The sequence below is a fragment of the Aquimarina mytili genome, assembly GCF_016735115.1.
Classification (GTDB): domain Bacteria; phylum Bacteroidota; class Bacteroidia; order Flavobacteriales; family Flavobacteriaceae; genus Aquimarina; species Aquimarina mytili.
The window spans coordinates 751207-772341 of record NZ_JAERQJ010000001.1 but is presented as its reverse complement, the minus strand read 5'-3'; the positions used below and the strand labels follow the sequence as shown (position 1 = coordinate 772341).

Sequence of the window (21135 nt, the reverse complement as noted above, 5' to 3'; positions counted from 1 at the left end):
TCTAAATAAATACAATGAAAAACATAGCAGTTATTGGAGCAGGAACCATGGGAAATGGTATTGCACATACTTTTGCTCAAAAAGGGTTTAAAGTTCAGCTTATCGATATTTCTCAGCAAGCACTTGATAAAGGTCTAGTAACAATTACAAAGAATCTAGATCGAATGATCGCTAAGGAAAAGATTTCTGAAGCTGATAAAGAAGAAACACTTGCTAATATATCTACCTATACCAATATTAAAGAAGGTGTAGAGTATGCTGGCCTTGTTGTTGAAGCAGCCACAGAAAATGTTGATCTTAAATTAAAAATTTTCAAAGAACTTAATGAAGCTTGCCCCGAAGATACAATTCTTGCTAGTAATACTTCTTCAATATCTATTACACAAATAGCGGCTGTTACCGACAGACCAGAAATGGTGATAGGGATGCATTTTATGAACCCTGTACCCATTATGAAATTGGTCGAAATAATCAGAGGATACAATACTTCTGATGAAGTAACCAATACGATTATGGAAATGTCTAAAACCTTAGGCAAAGTACCTGTAGAGGTTAACGACTATCCAGGATTTGTTGCCAATAGAATATTAATGCCTATGATTAATGAATCTATAGAAACCTTATATAATGGTGTTGCAGGCGTTACCGAAATTGATACTGTCATGAAACTAGGAATGGCACATCCTATGGGACCATTACAATTAGCTGATTTTATTGGCCTAGATGTATGCCTTTCGATTCTTAATGTAATGTATGATGGTTTCAAAAACCCAAAATATGCTCCTTGTCCATTATTGGTAAATATGGTTATGGCGGGTAAGTTAGGAGTTAAAAGCGGAGAAGGATTTTACGACTATTCTGAAAGTAGAAAAGCAGAAAAGGTTTCAAAGCAGTTTAAATAGTAGTTAGAGGATAGTGGTTAATTTAAGTATTTGTACACGAATGCTTGGATCGTTTTTAAACTAAAAGCCCTTGGTATGTATCAATGGATGTATAGTAAAGACTACTAAAAAACCAACCATTAACTACTTAAACTTAATATTTAACCACTGAAAGAATATGGCAAAAATCTATCCGTTTAGAGCAATTCGTCCGACTAGAGATAAAGTGAGCTTGGTGGCATCTAGATCCTACCAGAGCTACACTCCAAACGAACGTGATTCTAGAATGGATTACAACCCCTACTCTTTTCTTCATATTGTAAACCCTGGATATAAATATCAAAAAGAAATATCTGGAGAAGAACGTTATAAACTGGTTCGAAATAGATATCTAGAGTTTAAAGAAGATGAGATTTTTATACAAGATGAATCCCCCTGCTACTATGTATATAAAATCGTAAATCGAGAACACGAATCCTTTTGTGGCATTATAGCAGCCGCAAGTGCCGAAGATTATGAAAACGATATTATAAAAAAGCATGAAAACACACTACAAGATCGAGAAAACACCTTTAAGGAGTACCTAAAAACTGTAGGGTTCAATGCAGAACCGGTACTACTCACTTACCCGGATAATGATGTGATTTCTGAAATTATTTTAGAAACGATCAAAAATAGAGCTGAATACGAATTTACCACGACATATCGAGATACTCATTATCTATGGAAAGTAGATGATCAAAAATCAATTAGTACTATACAAAAAGCTTTTTCAGAAATAAACACCATATACATTGCCGATGGGCATCATCGTTCGGCTTCATCCTATCTTCTGGCAAAAGAACTTAAAGAAGATAATTCTAAACATAAAGGAGATGAAGCCTATAACTTTTTTATGAGTTATTTGATTCCGGAGTCCGATTTAAGAATTTATGAATTTAATAGATTAATAAAGGATCTTAATGGACTATCTAAAGAAGAATTCTTAATACAATTAGATGAATGGTTTAGAATCGAAAATAGAGGAATTGAAGTGTATAAACCTTCAAAACCACATCATTTTAGTATGTATTTAGATGGTGAGTTCTACTCTTTATATCTTAGAAAAACAATCTATGAGTTTGCCGACGCCCTAGAAGAATTAGATGCTCAAATCTTGTATAAAACCGTTTTAAAGCCAATATTAGGAATTAACGATCTGCGTACTGATACCAGGATCGAATATTCCCACGGTAAGAATGATATTATTTCGGTAAAAAGCAAAGTTGATAATAATGAATATCAAGTTGGTTTTGGTTTGTTTCCCGCTTCAGTAGAACAAATGAAAAAAATTGCAGATCAAGGCCTAATTATGCCTCCAAAAAGTACGTATATAGAGCCCAAACTCAGAAGTGGAGTTACTATTTACGAATTCTAAACTAGAATATTTAATAAATTAGAACAACACATAACTACCTTCTAAACCCAGAAAACGATTTTTTAAATATCTTTGCACCTTATGAATGATATTGAAAGAAATCTGCATAATATCAGAACATCACTTACTAACGATGTAACTCTGGTTGCCGTATCTAAAACAAAGCCTGTTTCCGAAATAATGAAAGCCTATGATGCCGGGCAACGCATATTTGGTGAAAATAAAATACAGGAAATGGCAAAAAAATGGGAAAACATGCCAAAAGATATTCGCTGGCATATGATTGGTCATGTACAAACGAATAAAGTTAAGTATATGGCCCATTTTGTTGATCTTATTCATGCCGTAGATAGCTTAAAGCTACTTAAAGAGATTGACAAGCAAGCAAAAAAACATAATAGAACGATTAATTGTTTACTCCAAATTAAAATTGCCGAAGAAGAAAGTAAATTTGGTCTTAACGAAGAAGATGCAATCGCATTATTGAATTCCCAAGAAGTAAAGGATTTAACCAATGTGCATATCCAAGGATTGATGGGCATGGCGACCTTTACTAATGATCAAAACCAGGTGAAAGCAGAATTTCAAAAAATTAAGAGTTTCTTTGACCAAAATGTATCCAAATATCCCAAGTTAAAAATTCTGTCAATAGGAATGAGTGGAGATTACAAGGATGCTATCGATTGTGGCAGTACAATGGTTAGAATAGGAAGTTCTATCTTTGGAGCAAGAAATTACAATCTTAGATAGGTTTCAGGAGTTAACGACCGAAAAAACCTATTTTAGCAATTACTGGCTTAATAAGGGGAGTATTAAATGATGAAATGTATAAAATTTAAAAACGTAATGACCTACCAAAATTCAATGAATCCCATTAATCTTATTTATAATTCTTGCAAGAACTCTTCCATGAAAGAACACAACACGCTATCATCTCTATGCATTACATTAGGACGACTAACTCCCAATTACTAAATACTACGAACTAATTATGTACGCAATTTTAGATATAGAAACTACTGGAGGAAAATACAATGAAGAAGGTATTACTGAAATTGCTATATATAAGTTTGACGGACATGAGGTAGTAGATCAATTTATCAGCTTAGTCAACCCCGAAAGACCTATACAACCTTTTGTAGCAAACCTAACCGGCATAAATAATCAAATGCTACGTAACGCTCCAAAATTTTATGAAGTAGCCAAAAGAATTGTGGAGATAACTTCAGAATGCGTTGTTGTTGCCCATAATGCAAGCTTTGATTATCGAATTTTAAGAACAGAGTTTTCTCGCTTAGGATTTGAATACGAAAGACAATCTTTATGTACTGTAGAACTCTCAAAAAAATTAATCCCCTATCAAGAATCTTATAGTTTAGGAAAATTAGTCAGAGGCCTTGGCATTCCATTATCAGACCGCCATCGTGCAAATGGTGATGCACTTGCTACCGTAAAACTGTTTAAACTATTACTAACCAAAGATTCGAATAAAAGTATAATTACCGAAGCCGTTAGAATAGATACTAAAAAGCAGATCGATGATAAATTATTGAAACTTGTAGAACAAGCTCCGATTGCAACAGGAATATATTATATGCATCGTGAGGATGGAACTATAATTTATATTGGAAAAAGTAAAAACATTAAAAAACGTCTTAATCAACATTTTACAAATGATAATAGAAAATCTCGAAGAATACAACAAGAAGTAGAAAGTGTATCTTTTGAGATTACGGGAAGTGAACTTGTTGCACTCCTAAAAGAGAGTGAAGAAATAAAACGCAACAAACCCAAATACAACAGAGCATTACGAAAAACAAAATTTGACCAGGCATTATATCAATTCACAGATGATAATGGTTTTATAAATCTAAAAATAGCGAAAGTTGACCATCGAAAAACCGTGATAACCACATTTTCTAATCGACAACAAGCTAAGTCTTTTATACATCGATGGACAGAAGAATACAATCTTTGTCAAAAATTCACTGGTATAGACACCGGAAAGAATAATTGCTTTAATTACACTATAAAACAGTGTTTTGGTGCTTGTATTTCAGAGGAAACCCCACAAGAGTATAATGTGCGAGTTCAACAGTTAATTCAAAACAACTCTTTTGATAGTCAAGATATGATTATTATTGATCGTGGTAGAAATATTGATGAGCAAAGCGTTATCTTAATAGAAAAAGGACAGTTCAAGGGTATTGGATTTTTTAATTTAAACCATCAAATAAACAATATAGAAATTCTACGATCAATTATTACTCCAATGGAGCATAATAGAGATGTACAACACATTATACAAAGTTATACCCGTAAGAATAAAAAGTTAAAGGTTGTTCCTATTTCTAAAAGTTAACTTCTTTTTAGTTTTAGTATTTTTAATCAAATTTACAATTACAATTGAACAAGAAAACAAATCATAAAACCTGGAAAGATCAATTACATGGTATCATTTATGAAGCCGATACTCCCATTGGAAAAATATTCGATGTAGTTCTACTTATTTTAATTGTACTGAGCATAGTATTTGTAATGTTAGAAAGTGTAAAAGGATTGCATGACTCTCTCTATACATTTTTATATTATGGGGAATGGGTAATTACCGTATTTTTTACTTTTGAATATATTGCTCGAATTATCACTATCAAAAAACCATCAAAGTATGTCTTTAGCTTTTATGGTATCATTGACCTTTTATCTACACTGCCCCTGTATTTGTCATTTTTTATTACAGGTACCAGTGCCTTATTAGCCGTTAGAGCTTTACGATTGTTAAGAGTTTTTAGAATCCTAAAGATTTCACGTTACATTGGAGAATCTAATAGGTTAGCCAAAGCAATTAGAGACAGTGGCGCAAAAATATTGGTCTTTCTTTTTGCTGTTATTGTGCTTTGTATTATTATGGGTACCGTAATGTATTTGGTGGAGGGCGAGCAAAGTGGTTTTAGAAGTATACCCTTAAGCGTATATTGGTGCATTGTGACTATGACGACGGTTGGATATGGAGATATAGCACCGGTTACCCCATTAGGGCAACTAATAGCGGCTATGATTATGGTGGTAGGTTATGGCATCATTGCGGTTCCAACGGGTATTGTTTCTGCCGAATATGCCTCTGGTCAAAAACCAAAAAAAATCAATCTAAATACACAGGTGTGTTCTAATTGCCACACATCTGATCATAAAGATGGTGCAAAATTCTGCCATAAATGTGGAGAAGATTTACATAATGAATAAAAATCTTATTGTAATTACTGGGCCAACCGCAATTGGCAAAACAAGTCTAGGCATCAAACTTGCAAAACAATTTGGATGTGAAATTATTTCTGCGGACAGTAGACAGTTTTATAAAGAAATGAGTATTGGTACCGCGGTACCGTCTATCGGTGAATTAGAACAAGCTACACATCATTTTATACAACACAAAAGCATTCATGACATATATACCGTTGGCGAATTTGAAAAAGAAGCTCTAGAAAAAATAAATGAGCTATTTACTCGCAACAACTATGTTATTATGGTTGGAGGATCTGGGCTCTATATTGATGCTGTAACTAAAGGCCTAGATAGTTTTCCCGAAATCGACATAGAAATAAGAAAAAAACTACAAAAAGAGTACTCTGACAAGGGCATTGAACATTTACAAAAGCAGTTACAAGCATTAGATCCTATCTATTATGAAAAAGTCGACATACATAATACACATAGGATTATGAGGGCACTTGAAGTATGTATTAGTAGTGGAAAACCTTACTCCTCTTTCTTAACCGCTACAAAGAAAACAAGACCGTTTAATACTATCAAAATAGGAATCACAGCTGAAAGAGAAATCATTTATAACAGAATAAACCAAAGAGTAGAAATTATGATTGAAGATGGCTTACTTGAAGAAGTAAAATCTCTTTATAAATACAGATCATTAAATGCCCTGAATACTGTAGGATATAAAGAAATATTCAATTACCTGGATCATACATGGGATTTGGATTTTGCCATTTCTGAAATTAAAAAAAATACCAGGCGTTTTGCTAAAAGACAACTTACATGGTTTAGAAAAGACACAGAGATCACATGGTTCGATTTTGAAGCAGATCTCGATTCAGTAGTATTAGAGATCAAAAAAAGGTCATTATAATACTTATAATGACCTTTTTTGGACTACTGTTACCGTTATTAATTTCTATGATTCTTCTCCGCGAACCACTAATCGAAATCCTTCTCCATGAATATTAAGGATTTCTACATTTTCATCTTTCTTTAAGTACTTTCTTAGTTTAGCGATATATACATCCATACTTCGAGAAGTAAAATAATTATCATCTCTCCAAATTTTTGTTAAAGCCAACTCTCTAGGCATTAAATCATTAAGATGTAAAGCCAATAAACGTAATAATTCATTCTCTTTTGGCGAAAGCTTGATAGGATCTTCATCTTTATAGGTTAAAAAACGAAGTTTAGAATTTAAGTGAAAACCTCCTATCTTAAATTCAAACTGTTTGCTATCCGCAACAGACTCTGTATTTTTACGCTGCATTATAGCTTGTATTTTCATTAATAACACTTCGCTATCAAAAGGTTTATTAAGATAATCATCTGCTCCTACTTTGTACCCTTTTAATACATCTTCTTTCATTGCTTTAGCTGTTAAGAAAATGATTGGTATTTCTTCATTTTTATCTCTAATTTCTTTTGCCAGGGTAAACCCATCTTTATAAGGCATCATTACGTCCAGGATGCACATATCATAATCATCCTTTTTAAATTTTTCGAAGCCTTCCATACCATTTTTAGCATGCACAACATCATAATCATTCATAACTAGATAATCCTTTAATACTGTTCCAAAGTTTGGATCATCTTCTACAAGCAAAATCTTTTTGTTTTCTGTTTCCATATTTTAAGATATTAACGGTAATTTAATAATAAATGTGGAGCCTTTTCCCCTTTCGCTCTCCACCCAAATTTGACCATGGTGGTCGTCAATAATTCTTTTTACATATGTAAGTCCTAATCCGTGTCCTTTTACATTATGAAGATCTCCTGTATGCTCTCTAAAGAACTTTTCAAAAATCTTTTTTTGAGCAACTTTACTCATTCCAATTCCTTGGTCACGAATCTTAAGAACTATACTATTCTTTACGTTTTCGGTATATATATCAATTTTAGGTTCTGTCTCAGAGTACTTTATAGCATTATCTAAAATGTTTACTACTACATTTGTCATATGGCTATCATTAGCTAATACTGATGATTTAAGAGCTCCTAAATGTGTTTTAATATACCCTTCTCTATTTTCAATAATCAAAGAAACATGAGTTACTGCATCTTCTATAATATCATGTAATTCTTGTCTCTCTTTCTTTATATTAAGTTCATTTTTCTCTAATTGAGATATCCTAAGTACATTTTCTACCTGTGCATGCATTCTCTTGTTTTCTTCACGTATCATATCCATATAGCGTTGCACTTTCTCTGGATCTCCTCCTATTTTAGGATTTTTAATAGAGTCCAATGCCAAGTTGATTGTTGCTATTGGAGTCTTGAGTTCATGAGTCATATTATTAATAAAATCCGTTTTGATCTGTGATATTTGTCGTTGTTGCATTAACTGAGACAGTGCACTAGAGTATGCTACCACGATAATCAATGTAAATATTATAGATAATATGGCCATCCCTTTAATAGTCGAGAGTACATATTGTTTTTTACCTGTAAAGTTTACTAGCAGCTGATATTTACTAATGCCTTCATTATCTACAAAAAGTGGTATTGCATATGTAGCAGGATGATCCAAACTAAAATCATCAGAACGTACTTTTGTGGATAAAGCATTACTATATATAGCATACTCAAAACCTACTTTTATATCTCTTTCTTCAAGTTCTTTTTTTAATAAATATTCAATCTCTTCCTTTTTAACCCTTCGGTGTATTGGAATAAAACTAGCAATCTGCCCAATAACTATCTCATAATCCTTCCGCTGAAGGTCTGTTAGACCTTTTATCCGTTCTAATTTTGATTTAGAATTTTGTTTTATGTTATTGTTTTGACTGTTCTGCGTCGTAACATCAATATTTCGATTTAGTATATTTTTTAATTTAACCGTATCGATATTAAAGTTTATAAAAGATGAAAACAACTTATAATCTTCTTCCAAAATCCCGTTAGCATATGCAAATGATTTTGTGGTATTATCAATACTTATATTTAAAAGCTGACGTATTGTTTTATTATCAGGTTCTTCTATGCTATCAAGAATTTCCCGAAAAGGAAAAAACATCTCTTCAAATTCTCGATACTGCACCCTGTTAGATACAGATATCAGTATTTGTTTAGCATTAAAAGAAAACTGTTCTTCATTATTCTCAACTGTATTATTAATCCAATATCCCTGAACGAAAATAATCCCGATTAATGATAAACTCATAAGGATTATCAGTAATACGAATAACCGTTTATTCATAAATCAAAAGTAAGACTTTAACATTTAGCTACTTTACGGTTTAACCAAATGTTAACAAAATGAAAGATTAGCATTAGAACCCCTTTGAGAAGATATTTTTTTATGAATTTCACACACTTGCTTTTTAGTTTCTTCTAAATCCATATTATTTATGACAAAATCAGCCAGTGGAATTTTTTGAGTATCATCCCATTGATTATTAATTCGCGAAAGTATTTCTTCTTTTGTCGTTTTATCTCTCTTTAACACTCTTTTAATTCGCTCATCTATAGGAGCCATAACAAGAATAGTATGATCACACTGTTTATGTCCTTCATTTTCAAAAAGAATTGCCACCTCTTTGATCACATACTCACCCCCTTGATTATTTTTCCATATATCAAAATGAGTCGCTACTGCCGGATGAACAATTGCGTTTAATTGCGTAAGCTTAGAAGAATCATTAAAAACTATTGAAGCAATATATGGCCTGTTTAATTGATTATCAACATACGAATCAGTTCCGAGTAATGCTATAATTTTTTGTTTTACAATTTCATCTTCATTCATTAACTTTTTAGCCTCATTATCAGCTATATAAACTGATATACCCAGCTCTTTAAACATCTTAGCCACCGTGGATTTACCACTACCAATACCTCCTGTTAAACCTACTATTTTCATAAAGATGTTTATTTTAAAACAACAAATTGCACTTGTTTCTCTTGCAATCTAACATCATGAATTGACTTAGGTGTATTTGTTAATTCTAATGTCATAAACGAGCTCTCTTCTGAAGCTTTTGCATAATCTGCCACTACCATAAAATCTCGAGAACTAATCTCGTTATAAACATCTAATCCGACCCGATACACCACTGTAATTTCTTTAGGAAAAATTTTAATTTCAATACCCTCAGGAACATTATTTACCGTAATAGGAATTTTTTGATTTCCTTCGGTAAACTTACTCACTAAAATATCGGCTTTTACCTTTTGAGGAGCAACAACAATGGAAACGGGTAATTCTTCTGAATTAATATTTAACTCTGAAGAATAATTCACATTAAGACCCTCTAAATTCAAATCCTCGGTATTGACAACTTGTATAGTATCTATAATTTTTGAAGGACCACTTATCAATACTGAATCTGGCGAAATCACCAACCCTTTATCACTACCGTACCCAACCGTATATTGGATGTCTTGTTGGGTTTTAACGGGTACTTTTTTCTCTAAATTGACATCAAGTTTTAATCGTAACGTATCCTTAGGTATTGACAACACTTTTCCGTTAAAATCTAACTTTTTCTTTAAAATAGAAGATTCTTTATTTACATAAAAAAAGTACTCATCTGCATTACTTGAAACGGCATCATCTACATTAAAATATAGAATAGGTTTTTTCCAATTATGATTCATGAGTCTAAACCCATTACCGTTGAGCACCATCCTTAAAAGCTGATCGCTTTCTTCATTAAAAATCTTACCTTCTGGAAGATTAGTATATTGAATTGCCACTTCAACTTCTTGAGTATAATTTTTAGAAAACTGAATGAGAAGCCATAGAATTGAAGTGAATATCAGGAAAAACAAAAAGGTTTTTACATTATTCCTCTTTAGCGAAAATCTATTTTTTTTTCTATTACTCGACATATTATGAATTACTGCTTTGGAAAAACAATGCTCTAAACTGCTTTTCCGGCTCTTTTTTCAATAAATGAATATAATAATAAGATTTTAAGAATCCTTTACCATATCCATAAAATTGTATCAAAACGGCTATAACAGACTGTATCCCAATAGAAAAATTCTTAAAAGTAAAGGTGGCACCAAGGAATATGAGCACGAAATACCCAACTAAAAAAAGAATAAAATACCAAAAACCAAAAATTACTGAAATCAACGAAAACACTATATAACCGAGAAACAATGTCGGAAACCAATAGGTAAGTTTTGATGTTTCAGGATGCCATCGGTTCAAAATAGGCCGTACTAATCCAAACTTATGCACTTGATTGTAAAACTTTTTCCAAGAAATTCTTCTTTTATGAAACACCTTGGCGTCTGGCAGTAATGCTGTATCATATCCTAGTTTCCATAACCGTATTGTAAGATCTGGGTCCTCGCCTGGATGTATATCTCCAAAACCTTCTGAAGCCTGAAAAGCTTCTTTAGATAAACCCATATTAAAACTACGTGGCTGAAATTTTCCTAATGTATTCTTACGACCACGAATACCACCGGTTGTTAAGTATGATGTCATACTATAACTTATCGCTTTTTGAAGATTTGTAAAACTTTCATGTGCATCATCAGGGCCACCATAACAATGTACAAAGTTTTTAGATAAAAAATCTTCTACTTCAGAGAGGTAATTTGTTGGCAATATCACATCGCTATCGAGGATAATAAAATAATTACCCTGAGCCTTTTGCATTCCATAATTACGTGAATCTCCGGGGCCTGTGTTTTGTTTTTGATAGTAGCTTATAGACAGCTTATCATTATACTTTTCTATTACCTGTTCTGATGTTTCTGATGACCCATCCTCAACAATTACGATTTCGTATGCATTAGTATAATCCATATCTGCCATACTCTCTAGCAATTCATCTATTTCATTCGGTCGATTATATACGGGTATAATAAAGGAAAAATCTATTTGCATATAACAAAGGTAATCAACAAAAAATCCCATAACCAATTAAGCATGGGATTTTATATAACGTATTATTGGTTTCTACACTATTTATTCTTCATCAACAAATTTATCCATTACCAATTGGCTTACTCCTACATTAGAGAAACCACCATCATGATATAAATTTTGCAATGTTACTTTTTTTGTTAAATCAGAAAATAAAGTAATAGTATAATCTGCACATTCATCTGCCGTAGCATTACCTAATGGAGACATTTTATCTGCATATTCTATAAAACCATCAAATCCTTTTACTCCTTTTCCGGCAGTGGTCGGTGTTGGTGATTGAGAAATTGTATTTACTCTAACCTTATGATCTGTACCAAAGAAATACCCAAAACTACGTGCAATAGATTCTAAATATGCTTTATTATCTGCCATATCATTATAATCCGGAAATACACGTTGTGCAGCCATATATGTTAGTGCAACTATACTTCCCCACTCATTCATAGCTTCTTTTTTATACAATGTTTGCATTGTTTTATGAAAAGAAAGTGCGGATACATCCCATCCTTTTTGACTCCAATCGTAGTTAAGGTTTGTATAATGACGTCCTTTTCTAACATTTACCGACATTCCGATAGAGTGTAAAACAAAGTCAAGTTTGCCCCCCAAAATTTCCATTGATTTTTCAATAAGATTTTCAAGATCCTCCAAAGAAGTAGCGTCTGCAGGTATAACCTGAGAATTAGTTTTCTCGGCCAGAGTATTAATTGCCCCCATACGCATAGCAACCGGAGCATTGGTAAGCACAAAACTTCCTCCTTCTTCAAAAACACGTTCTGCAGTTTTCCAGGCAATTGAATTTTCATCAAGTGCACCAAAAATAATTCCTCTTTTACCTTTTAATAAATTGTGTGACATTTTAATTCTTAATTAAAGATGGTTATACAAGCCGTAAAGATAATAAAACGACCCAAACAGCAACCCATCAAAATACATTTTAGCGTTTAATTATGTAATAAAGATTTTGCGTGGGTCAATGCAGAATCAGAAATACTTTTGCCTCCTATCATTTCTGCAATCTCATGCACTCGTTCTTCTTTATCCAATAGCTTAAGTTGTGTAACCGTGGTATTATTGATATCTTCTTTGTATACCTTATAATGACTTTGTCCATTAGCAGCTATCTGCGGTAGATGAGTAATACTAAAAACTTGTAGATTCTTACTCATATTCATCATCAAATCTGCCATTTTCTGAGCCACTTCACCAGAAACTCCGGTATCGATCTCATCAAAAATAATAGTAGGCAATTGTGCATATCTGGAAAGAATTGCTTTTATAGCAATCATAATCCTCGATAATTCTCCACCAGAAGCTACTTTTTTCAATTCTCCATAAGAACCTCCTTTATTGGCAGAAAACAAGAATGCTAACACTTCTTTTCCGTTAGACAGATACTTTTCTTGCATCTCCAAAGTAGCATTAAATGAAGCATTAGGCATTCCTAAAGATTTTAATATCTCTTCCAATTCTTCAATTAATTTCGGAAGTGCTTTATTTCTCTTTTTATGGATCTTTTCTGCTACATCATCTAATTGAGATTTTATTCTATCGATCTCATTTCTTAATTCATTGATATCATCTGTAAGCGATTCTGTCTTGGATACTTTTTGTCGAAGTGTTTCAGAAATTTCTATTAACTCCTCTACTGTAGAAACTGTATGTTTCACCTGTAAGTTATGTAAGAGCTCTATACGTTTACTTAGTTGCTCTAATTGCTCAGGGTCAGCTTCAAGTTTTTCTAATTCGTTTTGCAATGATAGATGTACATCATCTAACTCGATGTAAATGCTTTGAACTCGATCTGAAAGCTCTTTTAATGCTCCCGAAAAGGACTCAATTTTAGAAAGGTTAGTTTTTATCGTATTTAATTGATCTAAAACTCCTATTTCTTCAGAAGACACAATAGCTATTGATCCCGATAGCCTTTCCTGAATTTCTTCAATATTATTTAGCTTTTCATATCGCTCTTCCAGCTCTGCCAGCTCTCCAGCCTTAAGCTTTGCTTCTTCCAGCTCTTTCAACAAAAAAGCATTGTAATCATATTCTTTATTAAACTCTTCTTGATTAGCAATTAAACTATTGACTTCTTTTTCTTTTTCTTTAAGTAAGGTAAGCCCACGTTTATACGATTCTATTTCTCGATATGTTTCTGCTAATGCATCCAGAACTTCAAACTGAAAATCATTGGTAGTAACCTCTAGGGTTTGATGTTGACTATGAATATCAATTAATTTAGCACCCAACAGTGCTAAAGATTGCAACGTAACTGGCGTATCGTTTACAAAAGCCCTTGATTTTCCAGAGGGTAAAATCTCACGTCTTATAATTGTTTCATTTTCATAATCGAGACCTTCTTCTTCAAAAAGCCTTGTAAGATCATAGTGTTTTATTTCAAAAACCCCTTCAATAATACATTTTTGCGAACTATCTTTTACACTACTAAGATCGGCTCTCTTACCGAGCAACAACCCTAAAGCTCCTAACAATAATGATTTTCCAGCTCCTGTTTCACCGGTTATAGTTATTAAACCAGAATCGAAAGAGACTTGTAGCTGTTCTATTAAAGCGAAGTTTTTTATAGAAAGACCTCTAAGCAACGGATAGAAATTTTTATTGTTTAAAAAGTAAAGATACTATAGTTTTAAGAAGAATTTATCTGTTTTAAAAAAAGAGTTTTCTAAAACTTGATGTTTTTCCAGTTATCAGAATATGTTGGCGCTATTCTGTTCAGTATTTGTATAGTTTCAGCAATATTAACTGAAGGACCTCCAGAAAGTGCACTTGATATCTCATCTGCTTTGGCATCAAAAAACACTCTCATCAAATATGAGTTTGGTCTGTTATTATGCATATCCTGAAGTGATTTCATAGACTCTGTAATCACTTCTTTTCCTTTTTTCAGGTTATTATTCATGACGTCTAAGCCCTCTCTATGATAGGTATACATAGCCGTTCTATATCCATCATATGTACCTGAAAGCAAATCATCATTAAGTCTATATCTATTTGGGTCTTTATCCCTAATCCAACCTGAAGAAGTTGTTCCTTGAGCATTACCTACAATGTTTTTAGCTTCTTCATAATATTTAGTACCGCTGTTTAACTCAAACGTATCAGCATCAACCCCAAGAATAGTGTATAAATAAAATGCTATAACAGAGATCAAATTAGACTCAAAACTATTAGGGTTATAGTTTAGCGGCTGAAATTCTAAATAATCAAAACTGAATTGCTTGTCATTGACATTAAAGATCGTAGTTTCATAATTCGATCCATATACCGGACGAGAAGCTTGCACTTGAACAGTTGCTGAAAAAGCATCATTAGTATAACTTACTATGGTAATAAAAAAGCTACAATTGATTCGTTCTTCTGTTCGATAGTCTATATTAGTCCACTTAGTATTATTGATAAATTCCTTCAAAGAACGTTCTAAAGTCTTAAATACTTGCAGGTTTGGATTTCCAGTTTGTTCTGCATTGACAACTACCTGAGCATTAAACTCTTGAGCAGAAAGATTAAAACTGAAAATAAGTAGTACAATGAGGAAGAATCTATTCATTTTTAAGTGCATTAATTTCATTGAATATATCTTTAGCAACTTCTGCTTTAGTTTTTAATTGAAACGCTTTAATCTCAAATTTATGATTAATCAGACTCACTTTATTAGTTTCTCCTTTGAAACCAGCTCCTTTATCATTGAGAGAATTTAGAACAATTAAATCTAAATTTTTATTTTTTAACTTCTTTTTTGCGTTTTCTTCTTCATTTTCCGTTTCTAATGCAAAACCAACTAGAAACTGATCCTTTTTCTCGGCTCCCATCCATTTAAGGATATCTTTAGTTCGCTCTAACTCAATTGAAAAGGCCGTATCTGCTTTTTTAATTTTTTGATCAGACACATGTTTAGGTCTATAATCGGCTACAGCAGCAGATGCTATGGCAATATCACAGCTATCATAATTAGAAACTACAGCTTGATACATATCCTCTGCACTTACCACATTGATCACATTAACAAAACTATGGTCGATTCTTAATGATGATGGACCAAGCACTAGATTAACCTGTGCTCCTAAATTTGCAGCAGCCATTGCAAGCTCAATCCCCATTCTACCGCTAGAATGATTACCAATAAATCTTACAGGATCAATAGCTTCGTATGTAGGACCGGCAGTTATTAGTACGTTCTGGCCTTTGAGTGGTAATTTACTAACTATATCCTTTTCTATGAAGTCTACAATGGTTTCTGGTTCTGCCATTCTGCCTTGCCCCACCAGACCACTTGCCAATTCACCTGATTCTGACGGAATCATAATATTACCAAACTCTTGTAGTTTTTTGAATGTTTCGTTGGTAGAAGGGTGCTTATACATATCCAGATCCATTGCAGGTGCAAAATAAACAGGACACTTTGCAGATAAATACGTAGCTAGCAACAAATTATCACTATTACCTGTAGCCATTTTAGACAAGGTATTAGCTGTTGCCGGGGCGATAATCATTAGATCGGCCCATAGACCAAGATCTACATGATTATTCCATACTGCATTCTCATCTTCTTCATTATAAAAAGAAGAATAGACTTCGTTTTTGGATAGTGTTGATAATGTAAGTGGCGTAACAAAGTCTTTTGCTGCAGGTGTCATTACCACTTTTACCTGAGTACCAGCCTTAATAAAAAGACGTACCAAACCAGCGATCTTGTATGCAGCAATACCAGCGGTGACACCTATTAAAATCTTTTTACCGCTTAAAACAGACATAGATTTATAAAGATTCTGTGTCCGCTTTTGTATTTCTATGGTAGATCTTATCTTCTAACCATTCTTGTACCGCTAAAGCATGTGGTTTCGGTAACCTTTCATAGAATTTAGAAACTTCTATTTGCTCCTTATTTTCAAAGATTTCTTCTAAACTATCATTATACGTAGCAAACTCATCTAATTTTTCAAGAAGTTCTTTTTTAATATCAGTATTAATTTGAGTTGCTCTTTTTGATATTATAGAAATCGCCTCGTAAATATTATCTGTTGGTTGATCAATAAGGTTTTTATCGATTGTAGTAGTATTTACCGGAGCATTACTTTTTTTCAAATCCATCTTCTACTTAATTTTTTATTTAAATTGTTCTAGTCGTGACTTTATATCTTGCGCTATTTCTTCAGCTTTTTCTGTATACTCACCCGACTTGTAATATTTTTTATAATTATTATAGTAGCCCTGAGCAACTTCTAAACGATCTTCGACCAAGTTTTCATAACTTCCAATAGCCAAAAGATACTCAGACTCTAGCTTGTAATATAGTACTTTTTCTTTAAAAGGTGACCCTGGGTAGTCAACCAAATAATTATCAAAAGCAGAAATTGCTACTTTATAATTCTCTCTATGATGATATTGTTTAGCAATCTCGTATGCTTTTCTTTCTTTTTTCTCTCTTAATTCTGCAACTAAAGTATTAGCTTCTGCCAATTTTTCACTTTCTTGAAAAGTATTAATAAAGGACTGCAGTTTTTCTATCGCAGTAGTAGTTTCAGTTTGGTCTAAACTGTACCTGGGAGACAAATAATAATAACTTTTTGCACTTTTAAACGCTGCTTCTTCAATTTTATCACTTCTAGGAAATGATTTTACAAATCTCTCATATTGATAACCAGCCAAGTAATAATCTTCTAACTGATAATATGTATCAGAATAATAATACATTACTCTTTCTGCCTGTGGTTTCCCCCTATATTGAGGAACAATTTGTTCAAAAAGTCTTAAAGCTTTCTTGTACTTTCCTTCTTTATACAACTCTTCGGCCATTTTATATTTAGGAGAAACATCGTCATTACGAAGTACTTTTTGGTACTCGCTGCACGATCCAAAGGTTAACACAAAAATTAGTAAATACAATAATCTCTTCATAGCTTAAAAAACATCGTGCAAAAATAGATATTTCTGCGGTATTACAAAAACTTTAATTCATCAATTCAACTGTCGATATCTATTATTTTTTGACAGACAGATAAAATACTTTAAAAAACAATATCAATTGTTAAAACTTTCTTGATTTTGATTTACTTTAATAACTATACAATTAAGTATATGTTGCAGAATATACAAACTATAACACCTCTTTATAACTTACCTGGCTTATTCTCATATGTCTTGTTCAACTTATCATGATCAAGAACCGTATACCCAAGTTCGTTATAATAAAATGCCGGAGTAAAACGATGATCTTTTTTAAGGTTCTTAAGGACATAAGAATGAACTTGATGCACCTCTTGATTAAAAGACTCGTCATAATAACTAACTAGAAGTAATATCTCGGCTGTTAATTGCGATAATTCTTCTCTATTAAATTCTTTTAATGGGCTTTTTTCGTCAATTGGATGCACAATAGTCCAAGTAGTAGGAAGATAGGTAATCGAATTACGCTCTAAATTAAGGCTATAAAAATTGTTTATATACTTTTTATCATCCCCTTCTTGAGAAAGTGCTAGTGTAGCTTCTATTTTAGGTCTAATCATAACATTTGAGCTTCCGCTCATTAGTCTAAACATTATAGAATCTACACCATTGTGCTCTAGTAAAACTATACTATTACTAAACTTTATATTTGCTTTTGGTTTAGAAAATCTACCATACAATAACCCTGTAATAAATGAGAAACTTAGCAACCCAATGAGGGCCTCAAATGAAGAAATAATACCAAATAACATCCCTTTTGGTGCCATTGCTCCGTATCCAACGGTAGTAATTGTCTGAGCCGAAAAAAAGAAAGCATTAAGAAAATCCATAAAAATGCTACCTGTAGGCTCTGCAATATCGGATACACCTAAGATTATATAAATTATTGCAAATAAAGAGTTAACCAAGATGTACCCTACTACCACCCAAAGAAAGAATTTCCACCAACTTATACTAATTAAATAGTTATAACTTTCTGATAAAGAACTAGGTCTATTAACATGTTTAATATTAAACGATCCATCTTGATTAATAAAACGTTTAGCATGCCTATTTGATGATTTTCCTATTCCCGGATCCTTTATTCGCTTAGCCATGAGGGTGAAAATTAGTAATTTTCAATAAACACTTTTATTTTTTTTGCTAAATCTTGCGTTGCGGGTAGTAAAGGCAAACGAACATTGTCATCACAAACACCTTTTGTTTTTAAGATGCTTTTTATCCCTGCGGGGTTACCCTCTTCAAAGGCATAATCGATAACCGGTAAAAGTCCATACAGCGCATTAAAAGCTTGTTGGATATGACCTGACAACCCTAATCTAATCATTTCTGAAAACTCTTTCGGAAAACCTTGACCTATAACACTGATAACGCCATCACCTCCAGCCGCTACTGCAGGTAAAGCTAATGTATCATCTCCAGAAATCACTAGAAAATCATCCGGTTTATCTTTTATAATCCTTAGGACTTGAGTAAAATCTCCTACCGCTTCTTTAATACCAATAATATTATCTAATTTAGATAAGCGCAATGTAGTTTCTGCTGTCATATTGCTTCCAGTACGCGATGGCACATTGTATAACAAAATTGGCAATGGAGAAGTATCATTGATAACTTTATAATGATGATACATGCCTTCTTGAGTTGGTTTATTGTACATTGGAACTACAGAGAGAATAGCATCAAATTCTGATGTATCTATCTGTTCTAATTCTTCCAGTATTGCAGCTGTATTATTACCTCCAATACCAATAACAACAGGAAGTCTCTTATTATTAACTTTGACAACATGCTGAACCAGTGTCTTTTTTTCTTCTTTAGAAAGTGTAACCGATTCTGCAGTTGTTCCTAACACAACAAGATATTCTATACCTCCATCAATACAGTAATTAACTAATGAGGTAACCCCATCAAAATCTATAGAACCATCTTTATTAAATGGAGTAGCCAGTGCTACACCCGTTCCTCTAAGAAACCCACTCATAATTATATAACCTGTAAAATTTTTAAATATTTCTTTAGTTCTGCTATGAAGAGATTAGTATCGTGTGTTGTAGAACCAATGATCAAATCATTAATTCGATTATCTACCTCTGCAAAACCAATCTTAAGTTTTGCTTTTGAAACTGCAGCAACATAGTTCAACTCAAGTTTATCCTCCTCATAAAAGTTTATCAATACATCATAATCTTTATTTACAAAATCTTGCAAAGCACTATTTCTTATAGAGCCATTAACAGCAAAGCTTTTATCATTATAATATGCAGCATCCTTATCATCTTCTAGATCTTTATCTTCTTTATATCCTACTACTTTTAAATTTTCGGGGTCGACTTGTAATTCGCTTGCCAATTTTACAATTGAAGCTATATTAACAGCATACGATGCATCAACAAGCACGGCAAGGGTTTTAAGGCTAGAAATTCCTGTAGACGAAGAATCTCTCTTCTTCAAATGAGTTTCAATACTTTTTTTTATTGCATTTCTTTTAAGACCCTTTAAAATCATTTATAAAAAAGATTAAGAAGCCACAAATGTAGCTATTTTACAATTTAAAATCACTTCGTTTACTTCAAGAAAACTAAAAAATCGTTTCTTCATAAATTATTTATTCTATCGGATACTCTTTCTTTTATATTCTAATTAAAACACCGGATTATAAACCCCGAATAAACCAACTGAATTACAACACAGTACAACAAAAACAGACAACCTATACATACATTTACTCAATATTACATCAAACCTCAACATTTTATATGGTTGCTGATAAAAACAATTCTTATACATTTTTAGTACAATTAACTCTAAAAATATTTTTCTTTTAGCTCTTCTACATCAACAAGTTTTGTCTTTATTAAAAAAATAGTAAAAAAATAAAGACCAACTATCTCAGCTATATTGATCAGAACTGTAAAAAGCCTTGTGTAATAATACAATTCACTTATCGCCAAAAGCGCATCTACAAATAACGTACAACAAGCAGAGATAAATAAATAAATCGATTTTTCATATCTATCTGCCACATAAATAAAGAAACTAACTGCCACAAATAAAAGTAAACTCGCTACAATTATAGCTATCGAACCTACAGAACTACCAATTTTGGGCATTGCCAGTTCTATAATAGAATATATTAGATACACGATAAAAACTAAACTGACTATAACCGGAGGTGATATTAATTTGTCCAGTTGAATATCTTCTATAGAAATAAAATCTTTAAGTAAAAGAAGGCATAAAACATAAAAAAGCGATATTAATATTGCAATAAGGTCAAAAAAATTCACAAAATCAGTATAATTAAAAATATCTGTAATTAATATAACAATCATACTAAACGGAAACAAAAAATCAATCTTTTTGATCGATCTCGAATATAATAAAATCAAAGAAAGAGGAACTATTGGTTTTACATAGATCAACAACCATTTATCTAAAAAGATAGATACACATACCACTACTGCAAAAGCGCAATAGAACACTAAATATGTAAACTCTATTTTTTTCAAAAATCTAATAATTACCTATAAAAATTACCAACACAAATCAACCCTAAAAAAGATCGTATTTAAAAAAAATCTTCTTCATTCGGAACCAATTTGTGTTGTTCAATAAAAAATTTCACTAAAAAAAACTGTCCAAAAACCTGCAGCAGGTTATTTATTATCGGAAACACCTCTATGGAAATGTATAACCGATTTAAGGCCGCAAGA

The 21135-nt window shown here is 32.4% G+C and carries 21 protein-coding genes; 6 read left to right on the top strand and 15 right to left on the bottom strand.

Features of this window, described 5'->3' with window-relative positions:
* Positions 1–14 precede the first annotated feature (14 nt).
* The 6 genes from JJQ60_RS03410 (at position 15) to miaA (ending at position 6439) form a co-directional block, all read left to right on the top strand.
* Positions 15–902: a 3-hydroxybutyryl-CoA dehydrogenase gene (locus tag JJQ60_RS03410; RefSeq protein WP_201916628.1), complete on the top strand. Its 888-nt coding sequence runs from the start codon at positions 15–17 to the stop codon at positions 900–902.
* A gap of 157 nt (positions 903–1059) precedes the next feature.
* A complete protein-coding gene (locus JJQ60_RS03405; protein WP_201916627.1) occupies positions 1060–2298 on the top strand; it encodes a DUF1015 domain-containing protein in 1239 nt (412 codons plus the stop codon).
* An 81-nt stretch (positions 2299–2379) separates the two neighbouring features.
* Positions 2380–3048: a YggS family pyridoxal phosphate-dependent enzyme gene (locus JJQ60_RS03400; protein WP_201916626.1), complete on the top strand. Its 669-nt coding sequence runs from the start codon at positions 2380–2382 to the stop codon at positions 3046–3048.
* Positions 3049–3289: 241 nt separating this feature from the next.
* Positions 3290–4660 carry an exonuclease domain-containing protein gene (locus JJQ60_RS03395; RefSeq protein ID WP_201916625.1) on the top strand — a complete coding sequence of 457 codons (1371 nt, stop codon included), beginning with the start codon at positions 3290–3292 and terminating at the stop codon, positions 4658–4660.
* 44 nt (positions 4661–4704) lie between these two features.
* Positions 4705–5541 (top strand): ion transporter, encoded by an 837-nt coding sequence (locus JJQ60_RS03390; RefSeq protein WP_201916623.1) that lies wholly within the window; start codon positions 4705–4707, stop codon positions 5539–5541.
* A complete protein-coding gene (gene miaA / locus JJQ60_RS03385) occupies positions 5534–6439 on the top strand; it encodes a tRNA (adenosine(37)-N6)-dimethylallyltransferase MiaA (protein WP_201916621.1) in 906 nt (301 codons plus the stop codon). The genes JJQ60_RS03390 and miaA overlap by 8 nt, the downstream gene beginning before the upstream one ends.
* Positions 6440–6484: 45 nt before the next feature.
* On the opposite strand, the gene JJQ60_RS03380 is transcribed toward miaA, so the two are convergent.
* The 15 genes from JJQ60_RS03380 to JJQ60_RS03310 form a co-directional block, all read right to left on the bottom strand.
* Positions 6485–7198 carry a response regulator transcription factor gene (locus tag JJQ60_RS03380; protein WP_201916619.1) on the bottom strand — a complete coding sequence of 238 codons (714 nt, stop codon included), beginning with the start codon at positions 7196–7198 and terminating at the stop codon, positions 6485–6487.
* A 3-nt stretch (positions 7199–7201) separates the two neighbouring features.
* Positions 7202–8767: a sensor histidine kinase gene (locus JJQ60_RS03375; RefSeq protein ID WP_201916617.1), complete on the bottom strand. Its 1566-nt coding sequence runs from the start codon at positions 8765–8767 to the stop codon at positions 7202–7204.
* A 51-nt stretch (positions 8768–8818) separates the two neighbouring features.
* A complete protein-coding gene (gene coaE, locus JJQ60_RS03370; protein ID WP_201916615.1) occupies positions 8819–9430 on the bottom strand; it encodes a dephospho-CoA kinase in 612 nt (203 codons plus the stop codon).
* Between the two features lie 8 nt (positions 9431–9438).
* Positions 9439–10401, bottom strand: a complete 963-nt coding sequence (locus tag JJQ60_RS03365) for a CdaR family protein (RefSeq protein WP_201916613.1) — start codon at positions 10399–10401, stop codon at positions 9439–9441.
* 1 nt (position 10402) lies between these two features.
* Positions 10403–11416: a glycosyltransferase gene (locus JJQ60_RS03360; RefSeq protein WP_201916611.1), complete on the bottom strand. Its 1014-nt coding sequence runs from the start codon at positions 11414–11416 to the stop codon at positions 10403–10405.
* An 81-nt stretch (positions 11417–11497) separates the two neighbouring features.
* A complete protein-coding gene (locus tag JJQ60_RS03355; protein WP_201916609.1) occupies positions 11498–12316 on the bottom strand; it encodes an enoyl-ACP reductase FabI in 819 nt (272 codons plus the stop codon).
* An 86-nt stretch (positions 12317–12402) separates the two neighbouring features.
* Positions 12403–14058: a DNA repair protein RecN gene (gene recN / locus JJQ60_RS03350; RefSeq protein ID WP_201916607.1), complete on the bottom strand. Its 1656-nt coding sequence runs from the start codon at positions 14056–14058 to the stop codon at positions 12403–12405.
* A gap of 80 nt (positions 14059–14138) precedes the next feature.
* The gene (gene porD, locus JJQ60_RS03345) at positions 14139–15023 is read right to left on the bottom strand and encodes a type IX secretion system protein PorD (protein WP_201916605.1); all 885 of its coding nucleotides are present in this window, start codon (positions 15021–15023) and stop codon (positions 14139–14141) included.
* Positions 15016–16227, bottom strand: coding sequence for a bifunctional phosphopantothenoylcysteine decarboxylase/phosphopantothenate--cysteine ligase CoaBC (gene coaBC / locus JJQ60_RS03340; protein ID WP_201916603.1), 1212 nt, complete (start codon positions 16225–16227; stop codon positions 15016–15018). The genes porD and coaBC overlap by 8 nt, the downstream gene beginning before the upstream one ends.
* A gap of 4 nt (positions 16228–16231) precedes the next feature.
* On the bottom strand, positions 16232–16564 hold the full coding sequence (locus tag JJQ60_RS03335; protein WP_201916601.1) for a DNA-directed RNA polymerase subunit omega: 333 nt from the start codon (positions 16562–16564) through the stop codon (positions 16232–16234).
* Between the two features lie 15 nt (positions 16565–16579).
* Entirely contained in the window at positions 16580–17371 is a 792-nt protein-coding gene (locus JJQ60_RS03330; RefSeq protein ID WP_201916600.1) for an outer membrane protein assembly factor BamD, read from the bottom strand.
* 212 nt (positions 17372–17583) lie between these two features.
* Positions 17584–18516, bottom strand: a complete 933-nt coding sequence (locus JJQ60_RS03325) for an ion channel (protein WP_201916598.1) — start codon at positions 18514–18516, stop codon at positions 17584–17586.
* A gap of 11 nt (positions 18517–18527) precedes the next feature.
* Positions 18528–19403 (bottom strand): 4-hydroxy-tetrahydrodipicolinate synthase, encoded by an 876-nt coding sequence (gene dapA, locus JJQ60_RS03320; RefSeq protein WP_201916596.1) that lies wholly within the window; start codon positions 19401–19403, stop codon positions 18528–18530.
* Positions 19404–19405: 2 nt separating this feature from the next.
* On the bottom strand, positions 19406–19927 hold the full coding sequence (locus tag JJQ60_RS03315) for a DUF6913 domain-containing protein (protein ID WP_201916594.1): 522 nt from the start codon (positions 19925–19927) through the stop codon (positions 19406–19408).
* Positions 19928–20226: 299 nt separating this feature from the next.
* Positions 20227–20931: a hypothetical protein gene (locus JJQ60_RS03310; RefSeq protein WP_201916592.1), complete on the bottom strand. Its 705-nt coding sequence runs from the start codon at positions 20929–20931 to the stop codon at positions 20227–20229.
* Positions 20932–21135: the final 204 nt, after the last annotated feature.